The following is a 23,515-nucleotide window of genomic DNA, read 5'->3' on the forward strand; positions in this document are numbered from 1 at the left end:
GTGCCCGACCGGCGATCTCGGTAGAACCACCGACACCGGCGAGGGAGCCGGTGACGTCCAAGCCACATGACAGCTGCAGCGGCCTCAGCGGCCCCCGCCACGACCGCCCCCGGCGACCCGACCGCGGGTCTCGTCGAGCGCCAGCACGGGCTGGTCACCCGCGCCCAGGCGCTCGGCGCCGGCCTGTCGCCGGACGCGATCGACCGCCGGCTCGCCACGCGGCGCTGGGTGCCGGTGCATCCGCGGGTCTACCGGGAGGCGAGCCACCCGGCAGGCGACGAGCAGCGGGTCCGGGCCGCGGTGCTGTGGGCCGGGGACGGCGCGGTGCTCTGCGGTGCCGCGGCGGTGTGGTGGCACGGGCTGCTCGAGCACGCTCCGGGCGGCCCGGGGGCCGTGACGGCGGTCGGGGTGACCGTGCCGCGCCGGCGGGCGCCGCGGCCGCGTGCCGGGGTCGTCGTCCGGCGGCGGGAGCTGGACCCGGCCGACGTCGTCGAGCACCGGGGTGTGCTGGTCACCGCGCCGGCGTTGTCGGTGCTCGAGGCGTGCACCGAGCTGCCCGAGGCCGCGGCGACGGCGCTGCTGCAGCGGGTGCTGACCCGGCCCGGGGCGCTGCCCGCGCTGCTGGCCGCGCAGGTCCGCAACCTCGGCGCGCACGGCAGCGGACCGTCCGGGCGGCTGCTCACCGCCGTCGTCCGGCGCTCCGGCGTGGCCGCACTGGTCCGGCTGCGAGGGGCGCTGACCGAGGCGGGTGTCGGCGGCTGGACGTGCGGGCACGACGTCGCCGGCGTGGTGCCGGCGCTGGCGTTCCCGCGGGCCCGGCTGGCGGTGGAGTTCCACGGCGCCACGGACGAGGAGTCGACGGCGTGGCGGCGCGGGGTGCTGCGTCGGCACGGCTGGCGGGTGCTCACCCTCGACCCGGCGGACCCGGCCCACCGGCCGGCGCAGGTGCTCGCCGCGGTGCGGTTCGCGGTCGCCGACCGGCCACGCACCGGCGGGGCGACGGCCGGGATGCGCACACGGTTGCCCGGCTGCGGAGGCGCCGGGGCGCCCGGCGGCCCCGCGAGGGCGGCGTCCGGCGGCTCGTCCCGGGGCACTGTGTGTCAGAACACCGTGTGACCCCGGCCATGCCGAACGCGACTGCCGGGTCCCGGGTGCTCGCCCGGACGACGCGAGCGCGGAGATCGTGTACGGCGCCGGCGGCGGGTACCGGCGCTGTCCTGCGAAGATCGTCCGCCGAACTCTCGCCCGGGGGCCGGGCGAGAGGATATCGGCAGGTCAGGTGCGGGGGAGCGAGGTCAGTAGATGCGGGCCTTCTTCACCGCGCGGTCGTAGGCCTTCCCGCTCAGGTCGTCCGCGCCGACCTTGCTCAGGCGCAACGCGACGACCGGGCAGTTCTTGCAACGTTTGGGCTTCGACCGGCAGCACTTCTTCTTCACCTTACCCATGGCGAGGTCAGGCTAACCTGCACGCAGAGGAGGGGCCAGAGGTTGCCGCCGATACGCTGGCGGTGTGACCATCCCCCGTTCCGCCGAGGCGACCGACGCCGTCCGCGACGAGTCCAGCCGTCCCGACCTGCGCAACGTCGCGATCGTCGCGCACGTCGACCACGGCAAGACCACCCTGGTCGACGCCATGCTGCGCCAGTCCGGCGCGTTCGGCGAGCGTGCCGAGCTCGTCGACCGCGTCATGGACTCCAACGACCTCGAGCGCGAGAAGGGCATCACCATTCTCGCCAAGCACACGGCGGTGAAGTGGCACGGCACCACGATCAACGTCGTCGACACCCCCGGCCACGCCGACTTCGGTGGTGAGGTCGAGCGCGGCCTGTCCATGGTCGACGGCGTCGTGCTGCTGGTCGACGCGTCCGAGGGCCCGCTGCCCCAGACCCGCTTCGTGCTCCGCAAGACCCTGGCCGCCGGGCTGCCCGTCATGCTCGTGGTCAACAAGACCGACCGCGGTGACGCCCGGATCGCCGAGGTCGTCGACGAGTCGCTCGAGCTGCTTCTGGAGCTGGCCGACGACCTGGACCTCGACGAGTCCGCCACCGCGCACCTGCTCGACCTGCCCGTCGTCTACGCCTCCGGCCGCGCCGGCAAGGCGTCCCGGATCCGGCCCGCCGACGGCGAGCTTCCCGACTCCGAGGACCTGACCCCGCTGTTCGAGACGATGCTCGACGTCGTCCCGCCGCCCGCCGACGACCCGTCCGCCCCGCTGCAGGCGCACGTCACCAACCTCGACGCGTCCAGCTTCCTCGGCCGCATCGCGCTCTGCCGCGTCCGCGCCGGTGTGCTGCGCCGCGGCCAGCAGGTCGCGTGGTGCCGGGAGGACGGCAGCACCCCGCGCGTCAAGGTCACCGAGCTGCTGCGCACCGAGGCCCTCGACCGCGTCCCGGCCGAGGAGGCACGTGCCGGTGACCTCGTCGCCGTCGCCGGAATCGCCGACGTGACCATCGGCGACACCCTCGCCGACCCCGAGCACCCGGTTGCGCTGCCGCGCATCGACGTCGACGAGCCCGCCATCTCGATGACGATCGGCACCAACACCTCGCCGCTGGCCGGCCGCGACCCGCACCCGGGCAAGAAGCTGACCGCGCGCCTGGTGAAGAACCGGCTCGACACCGAGCTGATCGGCAACGTCTCGATCCGCGTGCTGCCCACCGAGCGTCCCGACGCGTGGGAGGTCCAGGGCCGTGGCGAGCTGGCGCTGGCCGTGCTGGTCGAGACCATGCGCCGCGAGGGCTTCGAGCTGACCGTCGGCAAGCCCGAGGTCGTCACCAAGACCATCGACGGCAAGCTGCACGAGCCGTTCGAGCAGCTCTCGCTCGACGTCCCCGAGGACAGCCTCGGCGCCGTCACCCAGCTCCTGGCCGCCCGCAAGGGCGAGATGGGCGAGATGGTGCACGGCGAGGGCCGGGTCCGGCTGGAGTTCCGCGTCCCCTCCCGCGGTCTCATCGGCTTCCGCACCGAGTTCCTGACGATCACCCGCGGCGCCGGTATCGCCAGCCACGTGTTCGACGGCTACGGCCCATGGGTCGGTGAGATCCGCACCCGCAACAAGGGCTCGCTGATCTCCGACCGCTCCGGGCCCGTCACGCCGTACGCGATCGACCAGCTCGCCGACCGCGGCACGCTGTTCGTCGGCCCGACCACGCTGGTCTACGGCGGCATGGTCGTCGGCGAGTACACGCGCAACGAGGACCTCGAGGTCAACATCACGCGCGAGAAGAAGCTGACCAACATCCGCTCGTCCACGAGCGACGTGCTGGTCAAGCTCGTCCCGCCGACGATCCTGAGCCTGGAGCAGTCGCTGGAGTTCTGTGCCTCCGACGAGTGCGTCGAGGTCACCCCGGAGAACGTCCGCATCCGCAAGATCGAGCTCGACCCGAGCCTGCGAGCTCGCGCCCGTTCGCGCGCCAAGGCCGCTGCGAACGGCACCAAGTAGGTAGGTAAGCAGAGCAAGGGCCCCGGTGGGCCGGGGTGCTGCGTCGAGGTGAGCAGAGCAGAGCCCCTGGTCAGCCGGGGTGCTGCGCCGGGGTGAGCAGAGCAGAGTCCCGGCCCGGCGGTCCGGTCCCCGCCCGGTGGGCGAGGGGCCGGACCCGGACCGGGATACTGCCGGGGTGACCGATCGTCGCCCCGTCCGCACGCTCCCCGCGGTGGCCGGTCTGCTGGCCGTCGTGCTCGTGCTCGCCGGTTGTTCCGCCGAGCCGCAGCCCGCACCGCCTCCGCAGCCGGCGCCGCCGACCGTCCCGGTGACCACTCCGACCCGGGTGGTCGCGGGGGTGACGGACTTCGGGCCGGGGTTCAACCCGCACCTGCGCTCCGACCAGTCCCCGGCCACCACCGCGATCGCGGCCCTGTCGATGCCGTCGGTGTTCCGCCCCGACGCCCGCGGCGTCCCGCAGCTGGACCGCACGGTCGCCACCGACGCGAAGGTCACCTCGCAGTCGCCGTTCACGGTCAGCTACGACCTGAACGTCTCCGCCGGCTGGTCGTCGGGCGCCCCGATCGCCGCCGAGGACTTCGTCTACCTCTGGCAGCAGATGCGCAGCCGGCCCAACACGATCGGCGCCGCCGGGTACCGGCAGATCACCGACGTCCGCTCGCGGGCCGGGGGCAAGGCCGTCGACGTCGTGTTCGCCAAGCCCTACCCGCACTGGCAGGAGCTGTTCTCCAACCTGCTGCCCGCGCACCTGCTCAAGGACGCTCCCGGCGGCTGGACCGCGCCGTTCGCCAACGGTGAGCCCGCCGCCGGCGGGCCGTTCCGGGTCATGCAGGTCGACCGGCTGCGCGGCGAGATCGTGCTGGCCCGCAACGACCCGTACTGGGACACCCCCTCGGTGCTCGACGAGATCGTGCTGCGCCGCACCCCGGCCGGCCAGCTGTCCGCCGCGCTGGGCAACCAGGACATCGACATGGCGCTGCCCGACGCCGGGCCGCAGATCACGAAGGCGATCGAGGCGATGACCTCGGCGGGCAAGGCGCCGACGGTGCGCCGGTCCCCGCGCCCGGACGCCGAGCAGCTGATGTTCCGTACCGAGGACGGACCGCTGTCCGACCCGCGGGTGCGGGAGGGCGTCGCCGCGACGCTCGACCGTGAGTCGATCCGGCGCCGGATCAACCCCGACGCCACCCCGGTCGACGCGTTCGGTGCCGCCCCGTCCGACCCCGGCTACGCGGCCACCGCGCCGGAGGGCGCGCCCGCGCGGCGTGACCCGGGGGCGGCGTCGGCGGCGCTGACCGAGGCCGGCTACGTCCGCGGCGCCGACGGGCGCTGGACCCTGGGCGGGCGGCAGCTGTCGGTCGTCGTCGGGGCCGGGGCCGACCGGCCCGAGGACATCCGGGTCGCGCAGGTCGTCGCCGAGCAGCTCAAGGCCGGCGGGATCCTGGCCACGGTGATCACGCCGAGCGCCCCGGAACTGCTCGACAGCCCGAGTGTCACGCCGACGACGCCGACACCGACGTCCACCCCGACGAGTGGTTCCTCGTCGTCCGGTTCGGCGACGCCGACGCCGACCACCGATCCGGACGGCGGCGGCGCGCCCGAGACGCCGGCGCCGACTCCGTCGCCGGGCTCGACGACGACACCGAGCACCTCCTCCACCTCCGCCACGCCGACCACGTCCGGCATCCCCGGACAGACCGGCTCGACGGTCGCGGTCGACGTCCTGGTCGCCCCGCGACCGGTGGTGGGCGCGGTGGGTCCCCGCCTGGCATCGGACTACGGCTGCCCGGAGAGCTCGGCCCCCGCGTCCACTCCGGACGCCCCGGAACCCGATCCCGCGCAGGACGACCTGCCGGGCCAGAGCTGCCTGCCCACGCTGCAGCCCCTGCTCGACCAGCTGATCACCAACGACGACCCGGCGGTCGCCGCGGAGGCCGAACGGGTGCTGTGGACGCAGCTGCCCGCGCTGCCGCTCTACCAGGCCCAGGGGTTGCTGATCACGAACAAGCAGACCGACGCGTCGACCGGGGTGACGCCGGGGCCGCTCGGGATCGGGCCGATGGCCGGCGCTCGGACCTGGAAGGAGCCCGAGGGCTCCAGCGACTCGACGCAGACGTCGGTGCCGGGGAGCTGACCAGCGCCGACGGCGGTGCTGCGTATCGGTGAGCAGAGCAGCACCGTCGCCGTCCGGAGCCTCTCGCTCACACGGAGTGGTACGTCTGTACCAAACAGGTTTCGGCGAGTTCCGAGACCTATGACACGGCTGTGTGCGCTGCTAGCGTCCATCCGGCTGCGAGTCGTTCGACGGTCGACCATCGGAAGTACGACGGTCACTTTCTGTCGGCGCGGAGCACAGGGGGGCGTGCTAACGGCGTGCTCCTGGGCCCTACCCGGCGCTACATCCGGGCTCGGCCCGAGACCCGACGGGCGCCACACCGGAGTGCGCCCACTTGATCTCGAGAGGCTCGTCGACGATGAGAATGAAGGCGGCTGTCGCGGTCGCGGTGGCGGGTTCTGTTGCGCTGCTGCTGAGTGCGTGTGGTGGCGGCGGAGAAGAGGGTGGTGGCGGGTCCACGGCCACCGGGAACTACGCGGAGTGCCCGCAGAACCTCAACACCTGTAACTCGGTTCCGGCCGACCAGGTGCAGCAGGGCGGGACGATCACGATGGCCATCGAGAAGAACATTCCGAACTGGAATGTCGTCTCGGCCGAGGGCAACGTGTTCGAGACGGGCATGGCGACCCAGACCTACATGCCGGCCGCATTCACCACCGAGCCCGATCTGAAGCTGGCGCTCAACAAGGACCTCATGGTCTCGGCCGAGCTCGTCAACCCGACGACGATCGTCTACAAGATCCGGCCCGAGGCGGTCTGGAGCGACGGCACACCGATCAGCGCCGACGACTTCGCCTACTCCTGGAAGATGCAGAGCCCGACCAAGTGCCCCGACTGTGCCACGGCGGGCAACGGTGGCTGGGACGCGGTGAAGAACGTCGCCGGTTCCGACGGCGGCAAGACCGCCACGATGACGCTGACCAAGCCCATCACCGACTGGCAGAACTACTTCTCCTCGGGGCAGCCGCTCTACCCGGCGCACATCGCGAAGCAGCACGGTGACCTGAACACTCCGCAGGGGGTCGCGCAGTCGTTCGACTGGTTCGGCAAGACCGTTCCGACCTACTCGGGCGGCCCGTACGTCATCAAGAGCTGGCAGGACAATCAGGCGCTGACGCTCGTCCCGAACCCGAAGTGGTACGGCCAGGCGAAGCCCAAGCTGGACGCCCTGATCCTGCGCGTCATCACCGACGCGACGCAGGAGCCGATCGCGCTGCAGAACAATGAGGTGCAGGTCGTCTATCCGCAGCCGCAGGTCGACATCGTCCAGCAGATCGAGCAGATCCCGAACGTGTCGCAGACCCAGCAGCTCGGCATCCAGTGGGAGCACTACGACTTCAACCTGCGGACACCGGCGCTGAAGGACAAGGCACTGCGGCAGGCGATGTACACCGCGGTCAACCGGGAAGACATCATCGCCAAGACCGTCGGGCAGTTCAACCCGGACGTGAAGCCGCTGAACAGCATGATGCTGCTGCCCCAGCAGGACGGCTACACCGACAACGTGACGCCCACCGGGCAGGGTGCCGGTGACATCGAGAAGGCCAAGCAGATCCTGACCCGGGCCGGCTACACCGGTGTCGGGTCCAAGCTGGTCGACAAGTCGGGTAAGGCGGTTCCGGACCTGCGGATCCGCTACACCGTCGGCAACTCGATCCGGCAGAACGAGTGCGAGCTGTTCGCCGGCTACATGAAGCAGCTGGGTATCAACGTCACGGTCGAGCCGACCGACGACCTCGGTGACACCACCACCAAGGGCGACTACGACATCATCGTGTTCGCCTGGATCCAGTCGCCGGCGCCGTACGCGAACGCTCAGCAGACCTTCCTGTCCTCGTCGGGCAACAACTTCGGCAAGTACAACAACCCGAAGACCGACAAGCTGCTGAACGAGGCTGCCTCGTCCACGGACACGGCGGCGGCGACGGCAAAGCTCAACGAGGCGGACAAGATCATCATGGATGACGCCTACGTGCTACCGCTGTACCAGAAGCCGACCCTGATCGCGTCGCAGAACACCGTGGCCAACATCCGGGGCAACGCGACCCTCAGCGGACCGACGTACAACTCCGCCGAGTGGGGTCTGCGCACCGGCAGCTGACTCCCACGGCCCGGCCGGGACCGCGTTCCGATCAACCATGATCGACACGGCACCGGTCGGGCCTGCGAGTGGCACACTTCCCCTCTAGCCGACGCCGGTGGGCCGGCCACGAGCCGGACCCGCCGGTGACCCACCACGTGTCGGAGAGACCCCCACATGCTTCTCTACGCAGTGCGGCGGGTCGTGATCTCGATCCCGATCCTGCTCGTCTCGTCGTTCATCGTGTTCTGGCTGGGCACGCTGTCCGGCAACCCGCTCACCCCCCTGATCCTGCGCAACCCGCCGCCCCCACCACAGGTCCTGGCTGCCGAGGCCGAGCGCCTGCACCTGAACCAGCCCTTGATCCCGCGCTACTTCTCGTGGCTGGGCGGGGTGTTCACCGGCGACTTCGGCCCGTCCGTGGTCTCCACCCAGAACATCGGTCACGAGCTGGGCACCCGCTTCTGGGTGACCATCCGGCTCGTCCTCGTGGCGATGGTGATCGCGCTGGTGCTGGCGGTCCTCGTCGGCGTCTACACCGCGGTGCGCCAGTACTCCAAGGCCGACTACACCGCGACGTTCCTCGGCTTCCTGTTCCTGGCGATGCCGGCGTTCTGGCTGGCCATCCTGCTCAAACAGGGGGGCATCGACTTCAACAAGTCCGTCGGCGGCCAGGTGATCTCGACGATCGGCTCGTCGTCGATCCCGCCGCCCAAGGGGTTCTTCGCGAATCTGGCCGACATCGCGGGGCACATGGTGCTCCCGACGATCGCGCTGGCCCTGGTCTCCTACGCGGCGTGGAGCCGGTTCACCCGGGCCTCGATGCTGGAGACGCTGAACTCGGACTACGTCCGGCTGGCCCGTGCCAAGGGGCTGTCCCGCCGGACGGTGATGTACAAGCACGCGCTGCGGACCGCGCTCATCCCGCTGACCACGGTCACCGCGCTCGACGTCGCCTCGATCCTCGGCGGCGCCGTGGTCACGGAGAAGGTCTTCCAGTGGCGCGGCCTCGGCGACTACCTGCTGAACTCCATCACGACGTTCGACACCTACGCCGTCACCTCGTGGCTGCTGGTCTCCGCGGTCATCGTCATCGTCATGAACCTGGTCGCCGATCTGCTCTACGGCGTCCTCGACCCCAGGATCCGTTATGCCTGAGCCGACCGGAACGACCTCGGTGGACACCACGGGCGCCATCGCCGCGGCCGGAGCCGTCGACACCCCGACCCCCGCGCCGGGACCAGCCGGGACGGACCGAGAGTTCACCGTCGCCGAGCGGAGCCAGACGCAGCTGATCCTGCGGCGGTTCCTCCAGCACAGGGCCGCGATGGTCAGCCTCGTCGTCCTGATCCTGCTGGTCCTGCTCGCCTACGTCGGCGGTGCGCTGTGGAAGTACGGGGTCGGCGAGATCACGCCGGACAACTCCAAGCCGCCGTCGCTGAAACACCCGTTCGGAACCGACGCGGTCGGCAAGGACCAGTTCGCCCAGGTGCTGGGCGGCACGCGGATCTCGCTGCAGGTCTCGGTGCTGGTCGCGCTGCTCGCGACGTTCGTGGGCACCCTGTGGGGATCGATCGCCGGTTTCTTCGGTGGCTGGGTCGACTCGACCATGATGCGGATCTCGGACCTGGTGCTGACGCTGCCGTTGATCGCGGTCGCAGCGATGCTGGCGCACAACTTCGGTGGCACCTGGTACCTGATCGGTCTGGTCATCGCCGGCCTGTACTGGGCCTACGTCTCCCGGGTGGCACGAGGCGTGGTGCTGTCGCTGCGCGAGAAGGAGTTCATCGAGGCGGCGCGGGCACTGGGCGCGACGAACTCGCGGATCATCCTGCGGCACCTGGTGCCCAACGCCCTCGGCTCCATCTTCGTGAACCTGACGATCCTGGTCGCGCTGGCCATCCTGCTGGAGACGGCGCTCTCGTACCTGGGCTTCGGTGTGCAGGTCCCGGACACATCGCTCGGCCTGCTCGTCTCCGAGGCGCAGACCGCGCTGACCACACGGCCCTGGTTGTTCTACTTCCCGGGCCTGTTCATCATCATCATCGCGCTCACGATCAACTTCATCGGCGACGGCCTGCGTGACGCGTTCGACCCGCAGCAGACGAAGGTGCGCCAGTGACCGACCAGCAGAACACCCCGGGGGCCCCCGAGGCGGTGCTGACCGTCTCCGGGCTCACCGTGACCTTTCCGAGCGCGGACGGCCCGGTGCGGGCGGTCCGCGGCGTCGACTACACGCTGCGCCGTGGCGAGGTGCTCGGCATCGTCGGCGAGTCCGGTTCCGGCAAGTCGGTGACCTCGCTCGCGGTGATGGGGCTGCTGCCGCCCACCGCGAAGATCACCGGTTCGATCGAGTTCGACGGCCGTGACCTGGTCACCCTGTCCGAGAACCAGCTCAACACCATCCGCGGCGAGCGCATCGCGATGATCTTCCAGGATCCGATGACCTCGCTGAACCCGGTCTACACCGTCGGCTACCAGATCGCCGAAGCCGTGCTCGCGCACCGCGACGTCAGCAAGGCGCAGGCCCGCGAGCGGGCGGTCGAGCTGCTGCGGACCGTGCGGATCCCGAACCCCGAGCAGCGCGTCGACTCCTACCCGCACGAGCTCTCCGGCGGTATGCGCCAGCGTGTGGTCATCGCGATCGCGATGGCGAACGACCCGGACGTGATCATCGCCGACGAGCCGACGACCGCGCTGGACGTCACGGTCCAGGCCCAGGTGCTCGACGCACTGCGCGTCGCCCAGCAGGAGACCGGGGCGGCGATGGTGCTGATCACCCACGACCTCGGCGTCATCGCCGGGCAGGCCGACCGCGTGCTGGTCATGTACGCGGGCAAGCCGGTCGAGATCGGCAGCGTCGACGAGATCTTCTATGAGCCGCGGATGCCCTACACAGTCGGTCTACTGGGCAGCCTGCCGCGCCTCGACCGCTCGAGCTCGCGGCTGACCCCGATCCCGGGCTCGCCGCCGTCGGTGGTGAACATGCCGCCGGGATGCCCGTTCACACCGCGATGCCCGCTGGCCGGCGAGGTGTGCGGCGAGAGCGAGCCCGAGCTCGTCGAGGTCGGACCGTCGCACGAGGCGGCGTGCCACCACTCGTCACAGGTCGCCGGTCTGGCGGCCCACGAGATCTTCGATCCGGCCGCCGTCACCGACGCCGAGCCGGCCGGTGCCCCGGCGGGGGCCGCACCATCCGGGGAGGCCGGACGATGAGCAGTGCCGCGATGAAGCAGACCGGGACGTCGACGCTGCTGTCGGCCCGTCACCTGGTGAAGAACTTCCCGATCCGCTCGGGCGGGCTGCTGCGCCGCCAGACCGGGGCAGTCCAGGCCGTCAGCGACGTCTCGTTCGATATCGCCGAGGGCGAGACCCTCGGCCTGGTCGGGGAGTCCGGCTGCGGGAAGTCGACGCTGGCCCGCGTCGCGCTGAACCTGATCCCGGCGACGTCCGGCGAGATCCTGTTCGACGACGAGGAGATCACCGGGCTCCCCGGCGGCCGGATGCGGTCACTTCGCCGCGAGATGCAGCTGGTGTTCCAGGACCCGTACGCGTCGCTGGACCCCCGCATGCCGGTCAGCGAGCTGATCGCCGAGCCGCTGCGGATCCACGGGCTCTACGCCGACGGCGGCCGGCAGAAGGTTCGGGACCTGATGCGCAAGGTCGGGCTCAAGCCCGAGCACGGGAACCGCTACCCGCACGAGTTCTCCGGCGGGCAGCGCCAGCGCATCGGCATAGCGCGGGCACTGGCGCTGGAGCCGAAGCTCATCGTGCTCGACGAGCCGGTCTCCGCGCTCGACGTCTCCATCCAGGCGGGCGTGCTGAACCTGCTGCAGGAGCTGCAGTCCGAGCTGGGGCTGTCGTACCTGTTCGTCTCGCACGACCTGTCGGTGGTGCGCCACATCGCCGACCGGATCGCCGTGATGTACCTCGGCAAGATCGTCGAGACGGGTCCGGCGGAGGCCCTGTTCGAGAACCCCGGGCACCCGTACACGCACGCGCTGATCTCGGCGATCCCGTTGCCCGACCCGCGGCGGGAGCGGAACCGTGAGCGGGTCACCGTGGTCGGGGACCTGCCGAGCCCGGCGAACCCGCCCTCGGGCTGCCGCTTCCGGACCCGCTGCCCCAAGTTCGCGTCGACGCTCACCGAAGGTGAGCAGAGCAAATGCGTGGACGAGGAGCCGGAGCTCGTCGACCGCGGATCCGGGCATCCGGTCGCCTGCCACTACTCCGAGGCGCTGTCGCTGCTGTAGGCGCCGTCGACGCTGTAGGTGCTGGTGAGGGACACGTCGCCCGGTGGGACACTGGGCGGCGTGTCGCTGGTGCTGGGAATCGAGACGTCGTGCGACGAGACCGGGGCCGGGCTCGTCCGGGACGGGGTGCTGCTCGGTGAGGGCCTGGCGTCGTCGGCCGACGAGCACGCCCGCTTCGGCGGGGTCGTCCCGGAGGTCGCGGCGCGGGCGCACGTGAGCGCGGTCGTGCCGATGGTGCGCGCCGCCGTCGACGCGGCCGGGGTGTCGCTGTCCGACGTCGACGCCGTCGCCGTCACCGCGGGTCCGGGGCTGTCGCCGGCGCTGCACGTCGGCGTGGCCGCGGCCAAGGCGTACGCGACGGCGCTGGACGTCCCGCTCTACGGCGTGCACCACCTCGCCGGGCACGCGGCGGTCGACGTGCTGGAGCACGGGCCGCTGCCCGCGCGCTGCGTCTGCCTGATCGTCTCCGGCGGGCACACCTCGCTGCTGTCGCTGGGGGACCTGGCCCGCGACCCCGTCGAGCACCTCGGCGACACCGTCGACGACGCGGCGGGGGAGGCCTTCGACAAGGTCGCCAGGCTGCTCGGGCTGCCCTATCCCGGCGGGCCGTCGGTGTCGAAGGCCGCGCTCGACGGCGACCCGGCCGCGATCGCGTTCCCGCGCCCGATGACCGGCCCGCGCGACGCGGTGTTCGGGTTCTCCTTCTCCGGGCTCAAGACCGCCGTCGCCCGCCACGTCGAGGCCGCGCACGACGCGGGCCGTGCGCTGCCGGTCGCCGACGTCGCCGCGTCGTTCCAGATGGCGGTGGTGGACGTGCTGGTGCGCAAGGCGATCCGCGCGTGCCGGGAGCGTGGCGCGGACACCCTGCTGATGGTCGGCGGCGTCGCCGCGAACAAGGTGCTGCGCAGCGAGATGGAGCGCGCCTGCGCCGCGGCGGGCATCACGCTGCGGGTGCCGGCACCGCGGCTGTGCACCGACAACGGCGCGATGATCGCCGCACTCGGGGACCTGCTGGTGCGTGACGGCGTCGCACCGGCGGGGCTCGCGACGACCGCGGTGCCGACCGTCCCGCTGACCGGGGCGACCGTGCCCGTCCCACCGGCCGAGGGGGAGGCCGCGGAGTACCCGCTGCCCACGCTCGCCCGGGCGGACGCCGCGCCGAGTCACGCCTCGTAGGATCGGCCGGTGTCCCCCGACCGCCGCCTGCTGTTCGTCCACGCCCATCCCGACGACGAGACCCTGTTCACCGGCGGCACCATCGCCCGCTACACCGCCGACCCGGACACCGAGGTCACCGTCGTGACCTGCACCCTCGGCGAGGAGGGCGAGGTCATCCCGCCGGAGCTGGCCGAGCTCGCCCCGGACCGCGGCGACCAGCTCGGCGGGTACCGGATCCGCGAGCTCGACGCGGCCCTCGACGCACTCGGCGGGCCGCGGCACCGCTACCTCGGCGGCGCCGGGCGCTGGCGCGACAGCGGGATGGTCCTGACCGGGCACGGCACCCGCGCAGGGCTGCCGCCGGAGCTTCCCGCCCGCGCGCTCGCCGGGCCGGAGGGCTTCGGCGTCCAGCTCGCGCAGCTGCTCGACATCATCGACGAGGTGCGGCCGCAGGTGCTGGTGTCGTATGCCTCCGACGGCACCTACGGCCACCCCGACCACATCCGCGCGCACGAGCTGACCGCGGCCGCCGCGGCGGCGCGGCCCGACGTCGTCGCGAAGCTGTACTACGCCGTGCGCTCCACCGAGCTGCAGGACGCGGGCCTGGCCGAGCTGCACGAGGCCCTCGACGGCGACACCGGCCGCACCGGGCTGCGCTGGCCCGAGCCCGACGAGCACCCCGGCCACGACCCGGCCGAGGTCACCACCCGGGTCGACGTCGAGAAGTTCCACGACGAGCGGATCGCGGCCATGCGCGCGCACGCGACCCAGATCGACGTCCGCAGCGGTAGCGGGTGGACCGCGTACGCGATGAGCAACCGGATCGCCCAGCCGCTGCTCGGCACGGAGGAGTTCGTGCTGGAGGGCGCCGCGCCGGGCACCGTCGAGACCGACCTGTTCGAGGGGGTGGAGACGCCGTGATCGAGTCCAACCGGGGCGTGTTCGCGTTCGTCCTGCTGGTGGTGTCGGTGCTGCTGGTGGCGTTCGAGCTCTGCTACCAGATGCTCTACGTCGGACCGGTCCCCGTGCCGCTGGGCACGCTGATCGTCGTCGTGTCGCTGCCGTGGCTGGTGCACGTGACCGCGACCGAGCTGCTGCCCACCCCGGTCGGGGCCGCCGCGCCGATCGTCGTCTGGTTCCTCGCGACGCTGGTGCTGGGCATGCTCGGGCCCGGGGGCGACGTGCTGCTGCCCGCGACCTGGCAGTCGCTGCTGCTGCTCGCCGCCGGTGCGGCCGCCGGGCTGATCACCTACCGTCGCGAGCTGGAGCGGATCATGGCTCCGCCGGAACGGCGCGGCCCGCGCCCCGGCGCGATCTCCGGAGGACGACGATGACGGTGCCCGGCAACCAGCCGATCGACGACGGCCCGCTGGTCACGGTGCTGCGCCCGTTCGTGCGGGCGACCCGGCCGGTGCTGGCGGGGCTGCGGGAGGCCGACCCGTTCGGGTTGCGCTCGCGCGAGGCCGCGCAGGGCTCGTCGGCCGGTACCGACCTGGTTCCGGCCGAGCAGAGCAGCAGGCTCCGGAAGCGGGTCGACACGCTGCTCGACGCGCTGTCCTCGGTGGAGATCCCGGGGACCGCGGCGTGGGCGCGGATGGACGTCGATGCCCGTACGCACTGGTGGGTGTACCGCGTCGGGCGGTTCACCACGCTCGTCGCGTCGCTGCCCGGGCTCGGCGGGGCGCTGGCCCGCACCCTGCCGGTGTCCGACGCGATCGGCGCGGCCGGCGAGGGCCTCGTGCTCGTCGCGATCGCCGGTGAGCACGGCGTCACCGACGAGGACCGGCTGGTCGAGCTGCTGGCTTCGGTGCTGTTCCGCCGTGAGCTGACCCTCGGCGGAGCGCTCACCCCCGAGGAGGACGCCGCCGCCGACGTCCGCGCCGAAGAGCTGACCGGCGACATCGCGGGGACCGGCAAGCGCGCGACGCTGCGCCGGGTCGGGACCGCCGTGTGGCGGCTCGGCTGGGCGCTGTTCGCGGTGCAGGACCAGCTCGACAAGCGCCCGCACGGCCGCTTCTACCACGAGTGGCTCGGCTACCTGCCCGTCGTCGGGGTCGTGGGGAAGTACCTGGGGGAGTGGTCGGGGCTCAAGCGCGCCGCCGACCGCGGGCGGGCGTGGCTGCGCCGTCGGGGGCTCGCCGCGGGCGCCTGAGCGGCTCTGCTCACCTGCCCGCTGCTCTGCTCACCTGCGGTCTATCCCTGGGCGGGCCGCAGGTACTGGTAGCGGTGGTGCTCGGTCCAGCCGTCGCGTGCGTAGAGCGCGCGGGCGGCGTCGTTGTCCGCGGTGACGTCGAGCATCGCGTGCCGCGCCCCGCGGGCGCGGCCCCAGACGAGCGCGTCGCGCATCAGGGCGTCGGCCAGGCCGCGGCGGCGGAACTCCGGCCGCACGGCCAGCCGGGCGACGTAGAGGTGGTCCTCGACGACCGTGGCGCGGGCCGTGGCGGCGGGGGAGTCGTCGACGTGGAGCAGCCCGAAGCCGATCTTGGCCGGGGCGGCTGGGCTCTGGTCGCCGGGGCCCGGCGGGCCCGGCTCGGGGTGCGCTTTGCTCTGCTCACCCCTACGCAGCACCCCCTCCGAGCTGGGCGTCCTGCTCTGCTCACCACTGCGCAGCACCGGTGCGACGACAGCACGGACGGCCGTGTCGTCGTCGGGAACGGGGTCGTCGAACACCGACCACCAACCCGCAGGCGGAGTGCTCGGCCAGTCGGGGACCTCGGCGTCGTCGGGCCGGGTGTCGGGCAGCGTCGTCACCAGAACCAGGCACTCGCCGGGCGGGTCGGCGGGGACCCAGCCGGCGTCGGCGAGGCGACGCGTCCAGGGGGAGCCGACCGGGAGCTGCAGCTGCGGGGCGATGCCGTACTCGTCGGCGAACGCGCGGACCCGGGCCAGGGCCGCGTCGATCGGTGCACCCGGGTCGCCCTCCACCAGCACGGAGTTGGCCCGGTTGTTGGCGAACCCGGGCGCCGCGCGGAGCGTCCAGCCCCCCAGCTGCTCGCGCACGGGTGCCGGCCACGCGGCCGAACGGAGCCGTTCGAGGTGGGCGATCGCCGCCCGCGAGGCACGACGCGGCGGGGCGGCGGGCACCGCACGAACGGCGACGACGGCGTCGCGGCGCACCCGGACCTCGCCGGAACGGGTCCGGACGAGCACCGTGTCCGGCCCGCCGGATGTGAGCTCGCCGACGGCGTCGGTGAAGCGCGGGCCCGGGGCGTCGTCGGGCGCTATGCGATGGCGCAGTGACACACGGCGACCGAGCAGGTCGTCGAGCATGGCGACCACCACCTCTCTCCTGCCTCGGGGGACCTCGGGGGTTAACCTCGCGGGTGTCCCAGTTTGACCGGGCACCCCACCACCACACGTTCCAGGGGCTGCCCGCTGCCCGAGTGGAGGACCACCGAAGTGACCTACGTGATCGCCGAGCCCTGCGTCGACCTGATGGACAAGGCGTGTATCGAGGAGTGCCCGGTGGACTGCATCTACGAGGGCGCCCGCATGCTCTACATCCACCCCGACGAGTGCGTCGACTGCGGTGCGTGTGAGCCGGTCTGCCCCGTCGAGGCGATCTACTACGAGGACGACGTCCCCGACCAGTGGGCCGCCTACACCAAGGCCAATGTCGACTTCTTCGACGAGCTGGGCTCGCCCGGCGGCGCGTCCAAGGTCGGCAAGGTCGACTACGACGTGGAGCCGATCAAGAGCCTGGCCCCGCAGGAACACGACGAGTGAGCAGCCTGAACCTGCCCGACTTCCCCTGGGACTCGCTGGCCTCGGCGCGTGCGCGCGCCGAGGCCCACCCGGACGGCATCGTCGATCTCTCGGTCGGGACACCGGTGGATCCGGTGCCGCAGCCGATCCGTGAGGCCCTCGCCGGCCCGGCTGCGGCCGAGCCCGGCTATCCGACGACGCACGGTCCCGCGGCGCTGCGGGAGGCGATCACCGCCTCGCTGGAGCGCCGTTTCGGCGTCACAGGGGTCGACCCGGCCGCGGTACTGCCGACGATCGGCTCGAAGGAGCTGGTCGCGTGGTTGCCGACGCTGCTGGGCCTCGGGGCCGGCGACACCGTCGTGCTCCCGGAGCTGGCCTACCCGACCTACGAGGTCGGTGCACGGCTGGCCGGGGCCGAGCACGTCCGGGCCGACGGCCTGACCGCCGCCGGCCCTGCCCGGGTGAAGCTGGTGTGGCTGAACTCTCCGTCGAACCCGACCGGGCGCGTCCTGCCGGTCGAGCACCTCCGCAAGGTCGTCACCTGGGCCCGTGAGCGGGGCGCGGTCGTCGCCTCCGACGAGTGCTACCTCGGCCTGCCCGGTGACGCCGACCCGGCGCCGCGCTCGGTGCTGCACCCCGAGGTCTGCGACGGCGACCACACCGGCCTGCTGGCCGTGCACTCGCTGTCGAAGATCTCGAACCTGGCCGGGTACCGCGCCGGGTTCGTCGCCGGAGACCCGGCCGTCGTGGCGAACCTGCTGGAGGTGCGCAAGCACGCCGGCATGATCGTGCCGCGCCCGGTGCAGGCCGCGCTGCAGGTCGCCGTCTCCGACGACGCCCACGTCGCCGAGCAGTCGGCCCGCTACGACGCGCGCCGGGCCCGGTTGCGGGCCGGGCTGGAGAAGGCCGGGTTCACCGTCGAGTTCTCCGAGGCGGGGCTCTATCTGTGGGTGACCCGTGGTGAGCAGTGCCGGGCGACGGTCGAGCATCTCGCCGACCTGGGCATCCTCGTCGCGCCCGGTGAGTTCTACGGGCCCGCGGGCGACGCGTACGTCCGCGTCGCGCTGACCGCGTCCGACGACCGGATCGACGCCGCGGTGGAGCGGCTCACCGGGAGCAGCTGATCTCCTGACCGTGCGGCGGGGCGCCGTGGCCGGTGAGCTGGCCGCGGCGCCTTTGCTCTGCTTACCGTGACGGCTCTGCTCACCGTTACGGCAGGAAACGACGCGGGAGGCCGCACCCATGAGCACGACCCCCGGGACGACACCCGCTGCGACGACGCGGGTCCGCCCCGGGCTGGTGCTCGTCGGCGTGCTCGCCCTGGCACTGAACCTGCGCGCCGCGCTGTCGGGATACCCGCCGCTGCTCGAGACCGCCCGCGCGGACCTGGGCATCGGCTCCGGCGCCGCCGGGCTGGTGCAGGCGTGCGCGGTGCTGATGATGTCGGCCGGGTCGTTCGCCGCGTCGGCGCTGGCCGCCCGGGTCGGGAGGGAACGACTGCTCGGCGTCGCCGTCGCGACGATCGGGGTCGGGAGCCTGGTGCGCGCCGTGCCGGTGCTGGGGACGCTCGTCGTCGGGAGCCTGCTGGTCGGACTCGGGATCGGGGTCGGCGGGGTGCTGGTCACCGGCGTGGTCAAGGAGCACCTGCCCGAACGCGCCGGGGCCGTGACCGGCGGATACGTCGTGTCGATGATGCTCGGTGCGACGGTCTCGTCCGCGCTCGCGGCGCCGCTGGCGGTGCTGCTGGGCGGGTGGTCGTACTCGCTGGCGGTGTGGGCGGTGCCCGCGGCGCTGGCGCTCGCCGTGTGGGTGCCGGTCGGGTCGCGCATCGGCCGCAACCCCGGGCCCGGAGCGACGACCGCGCACCCCGCCGGCTCCGCCGAGGGACCGCACGCCCGCGACGACGAGGCCTCGGTCGAGGCCGGTTTCAGCGCCTGGCGCGATCCGTTCGCCCGTCGCGTCGCCTGCTACCTCGCCGGGTCCTCGACGCTGTTCTACAGCTGGCTGACCTGGCTGCCGCCGTTCTACGAGGGCCGCGGCTGGAGCCCGGCGACGGCGGGACTCCTGCTGTCCGCGTGGAGCATCGCCCAGATCCCGGCGGCACTGCTCATGCCCGCCGCTGCGGAACGACGGCACCGGTGGCGGTTCTGGGCGTTCCTGACCGTCGTCAGCAGCACGGTCGGCACCCTCGGGATCCTGGTGCTGCCCGGGGACGGGACGCCGCTGCCGTGGCTGTGGGCCGTGCTGATCGGCATCGGCGTCGGCGCGGGCTTCCCGCTGGGGCTCACCGTGATCGCCTGGCGCACCTCGACGCCGGCCCGCGCGGCCGCGGTCAGCGGGTTCGGGCTCGGCGTCGGGTACTTCGCGGCCGGTCTCGGGCCGCTGCTGATGGGCCTGCTGGTCGACCTGGGCGGGTTCGTCCCGGCGATCCTGCTGCTCGTCGCCGCGGCGGCGTTGCAGGCCGGGGCGATCCTGCGGATCGGGGACCGGCCGAGCGGCTGAGACCGCTGTGGGCCGGGAACCGCCGTGGCTCAGGAGCGGTCGTCGAGCTGCGCGATGTGCGCGGCCACGTCCTGCCAGGCGTCCCACCACTGCAGGCGCAGCACCTCGGCCCGGGTGCGTTCACGCTCGACGAGCCGGCCGCCGACGAACACCTCGTGCGCGTCCGGGGTCTGGCCCAGGGCGTCGAGCAGGACGCGGATCCGGTGCTCGGCGACGCAGGCGTCCTGGTGGTCGCCCAGGACGTCCTGCAGCCGGGCGGCGGACTTCTGCAGCTGCCGGACGCGACGGGACTCGGGAGTGCGGGCCCCGTCGTCGTCGCGCATCGCGGGCTCGACCAGCTCCGCGGCGTAGCGCAGCCGCTCGGCGCGGATGCGCAGGTCGTGCAGGGTCATGTCCGGCGGGGTCTCCCCGGCGCGACGCACCGCCTTGGTGATCTTGCGGGCCTCGGTGCGCACCAGGTCGAGCAGCTCCGGCCGGTCCGCGTCCGAGGACGGCTCGGGCAGCGCCGCGCCGACGGCCGCGACCAGCCGCCGGCCCAGCTCGGCGTAGGCCGGGGAGTCGAGCTCGGCCAGCATCGTGTTCCGGGCGGCCTCGCGCTCGGAGAGCAGCCCGTCGAGGAGCCGGTCACCGGCGGCCCGCTCGGCGGCCGGGAGGGTCGCGACATCGTCCTGCAGGTGCTCGATCAGTACGTCGAGGTCGCGCACCGCGCCCAGCGCCCGCCCGAGCCGCCCCAGCTGCGAGCGCAGGTCGTCGGCCCAGGCCCGGTCGAGCAGTGGACGCGCCGACCGCAGCGCGGCCCGCATCCGCCGGACCGCCACCCGCATCCGTGCCAGGTCCTCCGCGGAGCCGGCACGGGCGCCCGGTTCGCGCTCGAGCATCGCGCGCAACCTGCGGTGCAGCAGGGCACGGACGTGCGCAGGTGCGGTGTCCTCCGGTCCCGGGAACGGTGCCTCCGGCAGGTCGGCGACGCCGACGGGAGCGGACCCGGGCTGCGGTACGGCGGCCATCGACGGTCTCAGTTCGCGTGCAGCGCGGAGTTGAGCTCGATGCCGTCGCCGGTGCGCGGCAGCACCTCGACGGCACCGCTGACCGAGTTGCGGCGGAACAGCAGCCCGTTCTGCCCGGACAGCGTGCGCGCGGCGGCGGTGGAGCCGTCGGGCAGCGTGACCTTGGTGCCGCCGGTGACGTAGAGACCGGCCTCGACGACGCAGTCGTCGCCGAGGGAGACGCCCAGGCCGCCGTTGGCGCCGACCAGGCAGCGCTCGCCGACGGAGATGACCTCCTTGCCGCCCCCGGACAGCGTCCCCATGATCGACGCGCCACCGCCGACGTCGGAGCCGTTGCCGACCACGACACCTGCCGAGATCCGGCCCTCGACCATCGACGAGCCCAGCGTCCCGGCGTTGAAGTTGACGAAGCCCTCGTGCATGACGGTGGTGCCCTCGGCCAGGTGCGCGCCCAGACGGACCCGGTCGGCGTCACCGATCCGGACCCCGGACGGCGTCACGTAGTCGACCATCCGCGGGAACTTGTCGATGTGGCTGACGGTGACCGGGCCGCGGCGGCGGAGCTTGGCGCGGGTCAGCTCGAAGCCGGGCACGGCGCAGGGGCCGTGGTTGGTCCAGACGACGTTGGCGAGCAGCCCGAACTGGCCCTCCAGGTTCACCTGGTGCGGCTGCACGAGGCGGTGGCTGAGCAGGTGCAGGCGCAGGTAGACGTCGGCGGCGTCGGCGGGCGCGTCGGACAGCGAGGCGATCTCGGTGCGCACGACCTCGGTGCGCACCCCGCGGACCTCGTCGGTCCCGACGAGCGCGTCGAGGTCCTCGGCGACGTCGGGGACGTCCTGGCCGGCGAGCGCGGGCGCCGGGTACCAGACGTCGAGGACGGTGCCGTCGGTCGTGACCGTGGCCAGGCCGGTTCCGGAAGCGCCTTCACGGCGGTACTCGGTACTCACGGGAGCCGAACCTACCGGTCGTCCTCCGCCTCGGCGGCGGGGCCGGGGGTGGGCCCCGCCACGGCCGGGCGGCCCGGCCCGGAACCGGTGCCGTGCGCGGGCCGGAACGGAGCACGACGGCCGGATCCGGTGGCCCGGGGATGGCGCCGCAGCTGCTCGTGATGGACCGCGAGCCGGTCGCTCGCCACCCGCGCCGCCGCCGAGAGGTAACGGACGACACGCTCCGCGGTGTAGGGCAACGGGATCGGTTCGGGCAGCCGGTGGCAGTGCTCGCAGCGGGCGGTCAGCTGGATCCAGCGTTCGAGTGTCGGCGGGGGTGGCGCCGACCACAGCTGGGCGACCCGCACCTCCCACACGCTGCGCCGGCGCAGGGCGTCGCGCAGCGCACGGTCACGGTGGAAGGTCTCGGGCGGGCGGGCCAGGCCGTAGCGGTCGCCCCACCACTCGCCCTCGAGCGGGTCGAGAATCGTGTCCAGGTGCGACGGGTAGCGCCGCCCGGCCCCGTCGCGCAGGTCGTCGCCGGGTGGGTCGCTCATCAGCGGCACCTGCCGGTTCTCGGTGTCGACGACGGCCAGCCGCAGCCCCGCCACCGCCAGCACCTTGCCCAGCGTGACCAGGCTCGGTGCCAGCGTGCGCGACTCGATGCGCGCGATCGTCGTCGGTGACACCCCCACTTCTCGCGCCAGCTCCCGCTGCGAGAGATCGGCCCGCCGCCGCACCGTCCTCACCAGGTCCGACGCGTCGGGCACCGGGGTGACCGGCGACGGCGGGAACGGGTCGTCCACCAGCCCGACCGGCTCGCCGTCGTCCTCACCGACAGCACGTTCATCGAGGTCCATGCACCGAGAGTGGGTGCACGAGGCCGAGACGACCCCACGAATGCGCCAGCTGTGGACAACATCCGGGCCTGTGGACAACTCGCCGGCGGCTCCGGATCGGCGGGTGGGCGGGGCAGCCGCGGGGACCCGGCTTTGCTCTGCTCACCTCCGCGCAGCGGGACATCGTCGGGCCGGGGACCTGAGGCCCGGCCCGGCCCGGGGAGCCCGGGTGACGCGTGGAGGTGAGCAGAGCAAAGCGCGCCCCCGGCGCCACCACCGGATTCACCGCCACGGGCCCGCCCGCGCGGCGTACAAGATCGACTCAGGTGTCGGCCCGGTGAACAGCGGCGCACGCAGGGACGGGGTGACACGGTGGCGTCGCACCGGTCGGTAGCGTCGGCGCGGTGACCACCACCCTGCCCACGCTGGACCTGACGGCCGACCCGGTTGCGCTGACTGCGGCGCTGGTCGACGTCGCGAGCGTCTCGGGGGAGGAACGGGTCCTCGCCGACGCGTTGGAGCAGGCGCTGCGCACGCAGGCCACGCACCTGGAGGTGCTCCGCTCCGGTGACGCGGTGCTGGCCCGCACCCGTCTCGGCCGCCCGCACCGGGTGCTGCTGGCCGGGCACATCGACACCGTGCCGATCGCGGACAACGTGCCCTCGCGCCGCGCCGACGGGATCATCCACGGCTGCGGCACCTCGGACATGAAGTCCGGCGACGCCGTGTTCGCCCACCTCGCCGCCGCGCTGCCGGACCCGCGCCACGACGTCACGTTCGTGTTCTACGACTGCGAGGAGATCGAGGCCGAACGCAACGGTCTCGGCCGCATCGAGCGCGAGCACCGCGACTGGCTCGACGCCGACCTCGCGATCCTCGGCGAGCCCACCGACGGCACCCTCGAGGCCGGCTGCCAGGGCACGCTGCGCGTCGAGGCCCGCACCACCGGCCGCCGGTCCCACTCCGCCCGCTCGTGGCTGGGGGACAACGCGATCCACCGCGCCGGGGAGATCCTCGACCGGCTCGCGTCCTACACCCCGCGCGACGTCGACATCGACGGCTGCGTGTACCGCGAGGGCCTGCAGGCCGTGCGGATCGGCGGCGGGATCGCCGGCAACGTCGTCCCCGACGAGTGCGTCGTCACGATCAACTTCCGGTTCGCCCCGGACCGTTCCGCCGAGCAGGCCGTCGCGCACGTCCGCGAGGTCCTCGACGGGTACGACGTCACCGTCACCGACCTCTCACCGGGCGCCCTGCCGGGACTGTCGGCGCCGGCCGCGGCCGAGTTCGTCGCCGCGAGCGGGGCCGAGCCGCGCGCCAAGTACGGCTGGACCGACGTCTCCCGGTTCGCCGCGCTGGGCATCCCGGCCGTCAACTACGGCCCGGGCGACCCGAACCTCGCCCATACGCGCGAGGAGCACGTTGCAGAGGACCGGATCACCGCCTGCACCGAGGTCCTGCACCGCTACCTCGCGCCCGAATCCTGAC

Annotated in this window: 21 protein-coding genes; 16 read left to right on the plus strand and 5 right to left on the minus strand. The window is 72.9% G+C overall.

What is annotated here, in order from left to right; translation table 11 throughout:
* Positions 1–66 precede the first annotated feature (66 nt).
* Entirely contained in the window at positions 67–1,116 is a 1,050-nt protein-coding gene (locus ACLE50_RS20180; protein WP_410945163.1) for a hypothetical protein, read from the plus strand.
* Positions 1,117–1,295: 179 nt separating this feature from the next.
* Here ACLE50_RS20180 and ACLE50_RS20185 read toward each other — a convergent pair whose 3' ends face one another.
* Positions 1,296–1,445 (minus strand): hypothetical protein, encoded by a 150-nt coding sequence (locus ACLE50_RS20185; protein ID WP_410945164.1) that lies wholly within the window; start codon positions 1,443–1,445, stop codon positions 1,296–1,298.
* A gap of 70 nt (positions 1,446–1,515) precedes the next feature.
* Here ACLE50_RS20185 and typA point away from each other — a divergent pair, with 70 nt between their 5' ends.
* The 11 genes from typA to ACLE50_RS20240 all read left to right on the plus strand — a co-directional run bounded on the left by typA (position 1,516) and on the right by ACLE50_RS20240 (position 15,200).
* Entirely contained in the window at positions 1,516–3,441 is a 1,926-nt protein-coding gene (gene typA / locus ACLE50_RS20190) for a translational GTPase TypA (protein ID WP_410945260.1), read from the plus strand.
* Between the two features lie 175 nt (positions 3,442–3,616).
* A complete protein-coding gene (locus ACLE50_RS20195) occupies positions 3,617–5,575 on the plus strand; it encodes an ABC transporter family substrate-binding protein (RefSeq protein WP_410945165.1) in 1,959 nt (652 codons plus the stop codon).
* Between the two features lie 346 nt (positions 5,576–5,921).
* Positions 5,922–7,658: an ABC transporter family substrate-binding protein gene (locus ACLE50_RS20200; RefSeq protein WP_410945166.1), complete on the plus strand. Its 1,737-nt coding sequence runs from the start codon at positions 5,922–5,924 to the stop codon at positions 7,656–7,658.
* A 156-nt stretch (positions 7,659–7,814) separates the two neighbouring features.
* Positions 7,815–8,795 carry an ABC transporter permease gene (locus tag ACLE50_RS20205; protein WP_410945167.1) on the plus strand — a complete coding sequence of 327 codons (981 nt, stop codon included), beginning with the start codon at positions 7,815–7,817 and terminating at the stop codon, positions 8,793–8,795.
* Complete coding sequence (locus ACLE50_RS20210) at positions 8,788–9,759, plus strand: ABC transporter permease (RefSeq protein WP_410945168.1); 972 nt, start codon at positions 8,788–8,790, stop codon at positions 9,757–9,759. Before ACLE50_RS20205 ends, ACLE50_RS20210 begins: the two co-directional genes overlap by 8 nt.
* Entirely contained in the window at positions 9,756–10,853 is a 1,098-nt protein-coding gene (locus tag ACLE50_RS20215) for an ABC transporter ATP-binding protein (RefSeq protein WP_410945169.1), read from the plus strand. The genes ACLE50_RS20210 and ACLE50_RS20215 overlap by 4 nt, the downstream gene beginning before the upstream one ends.
* Positions 10,850–11,890: an ABC transporter ATP-binding protein gene (locus tag ACLE50_RS20220; protein ID WP_410945170.1), complete on the plus strand. Its 1,041-nt coding sequence runs from the start codon at positions 10,850–10,852 to the stop codon at positions 11,888–11,890. The genes ACLE50_RS20215 and ACLE50_RS20220 overlap by 4 nt, the downstream gene beginning before the upstream one ends.
* 24 nt (positions 11,891–11,914) lie before the next feature.
* A complete protein-coding gene (gene tsaD / locus ACLE50_RS20225; RefSeq protein WP_410945171.1) occupies positions 11,915–13,066 on the plus strand; it encodes a tRNA (adenosine(37)-N6)-threonylcarbamoyltransferase complex transferase subunit TsaD in 1,152 nt (383 codons plus the stop codon).
* A gap of 9 nt (positions 13,067–13,075) precedes the next feature.
* Complete coding sequence (mshB, locus tag ACLE50_RS20230) at positions 13,076–13,969, plus strand: N-acetyl-1-D-myo-inositol-2-amino-2-deoxy-alpha-D-glucopyranoside deacetylase (protein WP_410945172.1); 894 nt, start codon at positions 13,076–13,078, stop codon at positions 13,967–13,969.
* Positions 13,966–14,382: a hypothetical protein gene (locus tag ACLE50_RS20235; protein WP_410945173.1), complete on the plus strand. Its 417-nt coding sequence runs from the start codon at positions 13,966–13,968 to the stop codon at positions 14,380–14,382. Before mshB ends, ACLE50_RS20235 begins: the two co-directional genes overlap by 4 nt.
* Positions 14,379–15,200: a hypothetical protein gene (locus ACLE50_RS20240; protein ID WP_410945174.1), complete on the plus strand. Its 822-nt coding sequence runs from the start codon at positions 14,379–14,381 to the stop codon at positions 15,198–15,200. The genes ACLE50_RS20235 and ACLE50_RS20240 overlap by 4 nt, the downstream gene beginning before the upstream one ends.
* Before the next feature lie 41 nt (positions 15,201–15,241).
* On the opposite strand, the gene ACLE50_RS20245 is transcribed toward ACLE50_RS20240, so the two are convergent.
* Positions 15,242–16,330 carry a GNAT family N-acetyltransferase gene (locus ACLE50_RS20245; protein ID WP_410945175.1) on the minus strand — a complete coding sequence of 363 codons (1,089 nt, stop codon included), beginning with the start codon at positions 16,328–16,330 and terminating at the stop codon, positions 15,242–15,244.
* 117 nt (positions 16,331–16,447) lie between these two features.
* Here ACLE50_RS20245 and fdxA point away from each other — a divergent pair, with 117 nt between their 5' ends.
* The 3 genes from fdxA (at position 16,448) to ACLE50_RS20260 (ending at position 19,255) form a co-directional block, all read left to right on the plus strand.
* On the plus strand, positions 16,448–16,774 hold the full coding sequence (fdxA, locus tag ACLE50_RS20250; RefSeq protein ID WP_410945176.1) for a ferredoxin: 327 nt from the start codon (positions 16,448–16,450) through the stop codon (positions 16,772–16,774).
* Positions 16,771–17,877, plus strand: a complete 1,107-nt coding sequence (gene dapC, locus ACLE50_RS20255) for a succinyldiaminopimelate transaminase (RefSeq protein WP_410945177.1) — start codon at positions 16,771–16,773, stop codon at positions 17,875–17,877. The genes fdxA and dapC overlap by 4 nt, the downstream gene beginning before the upstream one ends.
* Positions 17,878–17,995: 118 nt before the next feature.
* Positions 17,996–19,255, plus strand: a complete 1,260-nt coding sequence (locus tag ACLE50_RS20260) for an MFS transporter (RefSeq protein WP_410945178.1) — start codon at positions 17,996–17,998, stop codon at positions 19,253–19,255.
* Between the two features lie 29 nt (positions 19,256–19,284).
* Here the strand turns inward: ACLE50_RS20260 and ACLE50_RS20265 are convergent, their stop codons facing one another.
* From ACLE50_RS20265 to ACLE50_RS20275, 3 genes are read right to left on the minus strand one after another with little or no spacing between them, the layout of a single operon-like run.
* A complete protein-coding gene (locus ACLE50_RS20265) occupies positions 19,285–20,262 on the minus strand; it encodes a CHAD domain-containing protein (RefSeq protein ID WP_410945179.1) in 978 nt (325 codons plus the stop codon).
* A gap of 8 nt (positions 20,263–20,270) precedes the next feature.
* Positions 20,271–21,209 carry a 2,3,4,5-tetrahydropyridine-2,6-dicarboxylate N-succinyltransferase gene (gene dapD / locus ACLE50_RS20270; RefSeq protein WP_410945180.1) on the minus strand — a complete coding sequence of 313 codons (939 nt, stop codon included), beginning with the start codon at positions 21,207–21,209 and terminating at the stop codon, positions 20,271–20,273.
* 11 nt (positions 21,210–21,220) lie between these two features.
* Positions 21,221–22,048 carry a helix-turn-helix transcriptional regulator gene (locus ACLE50_RS20275; protein WP_410945181.1) on the minus strand — a complete coding sequence of 276 codons (828 nt, stop codon included), beginning with the start codon at positions 22,046–22,048 and terminating at the stop codon, positions 21,221–21,223.
* 395 nt (positions 22,049–22,443) lie between these two features.
* Here ACLE50_RS20275 and dapE point away from each other — a divergent pair, with 395 nt between their 5' ends.
* The gene (dapE, locus tag ACLE50_RS20280; protein ID WP_410945261.1) at positions 22,444–23,514 is read left to right on the plus strand and encodes a succinyl-diaminopimelate desuccinylase; all 1,071 of its coding nucleotides are present in this window, start codon (positions 22,444–22,446) and stop codon (positions 23,512–23,514) included.
* Position 23,515 lies beyond the last annotated feature (1 nt).

Origin of the sequence: Pseudonocardia phyllosphaerae, from assembly GCF_046546475.1 — a bacterium.
Taxonomy (GTDB): domain Bacteria; phylum Actinomycetota; class Actinomycetes; order Mycobacteriales; family Pseudonocardiaceae; genus Pseudonocardia; species Pseudonocardia phyllosphaerae.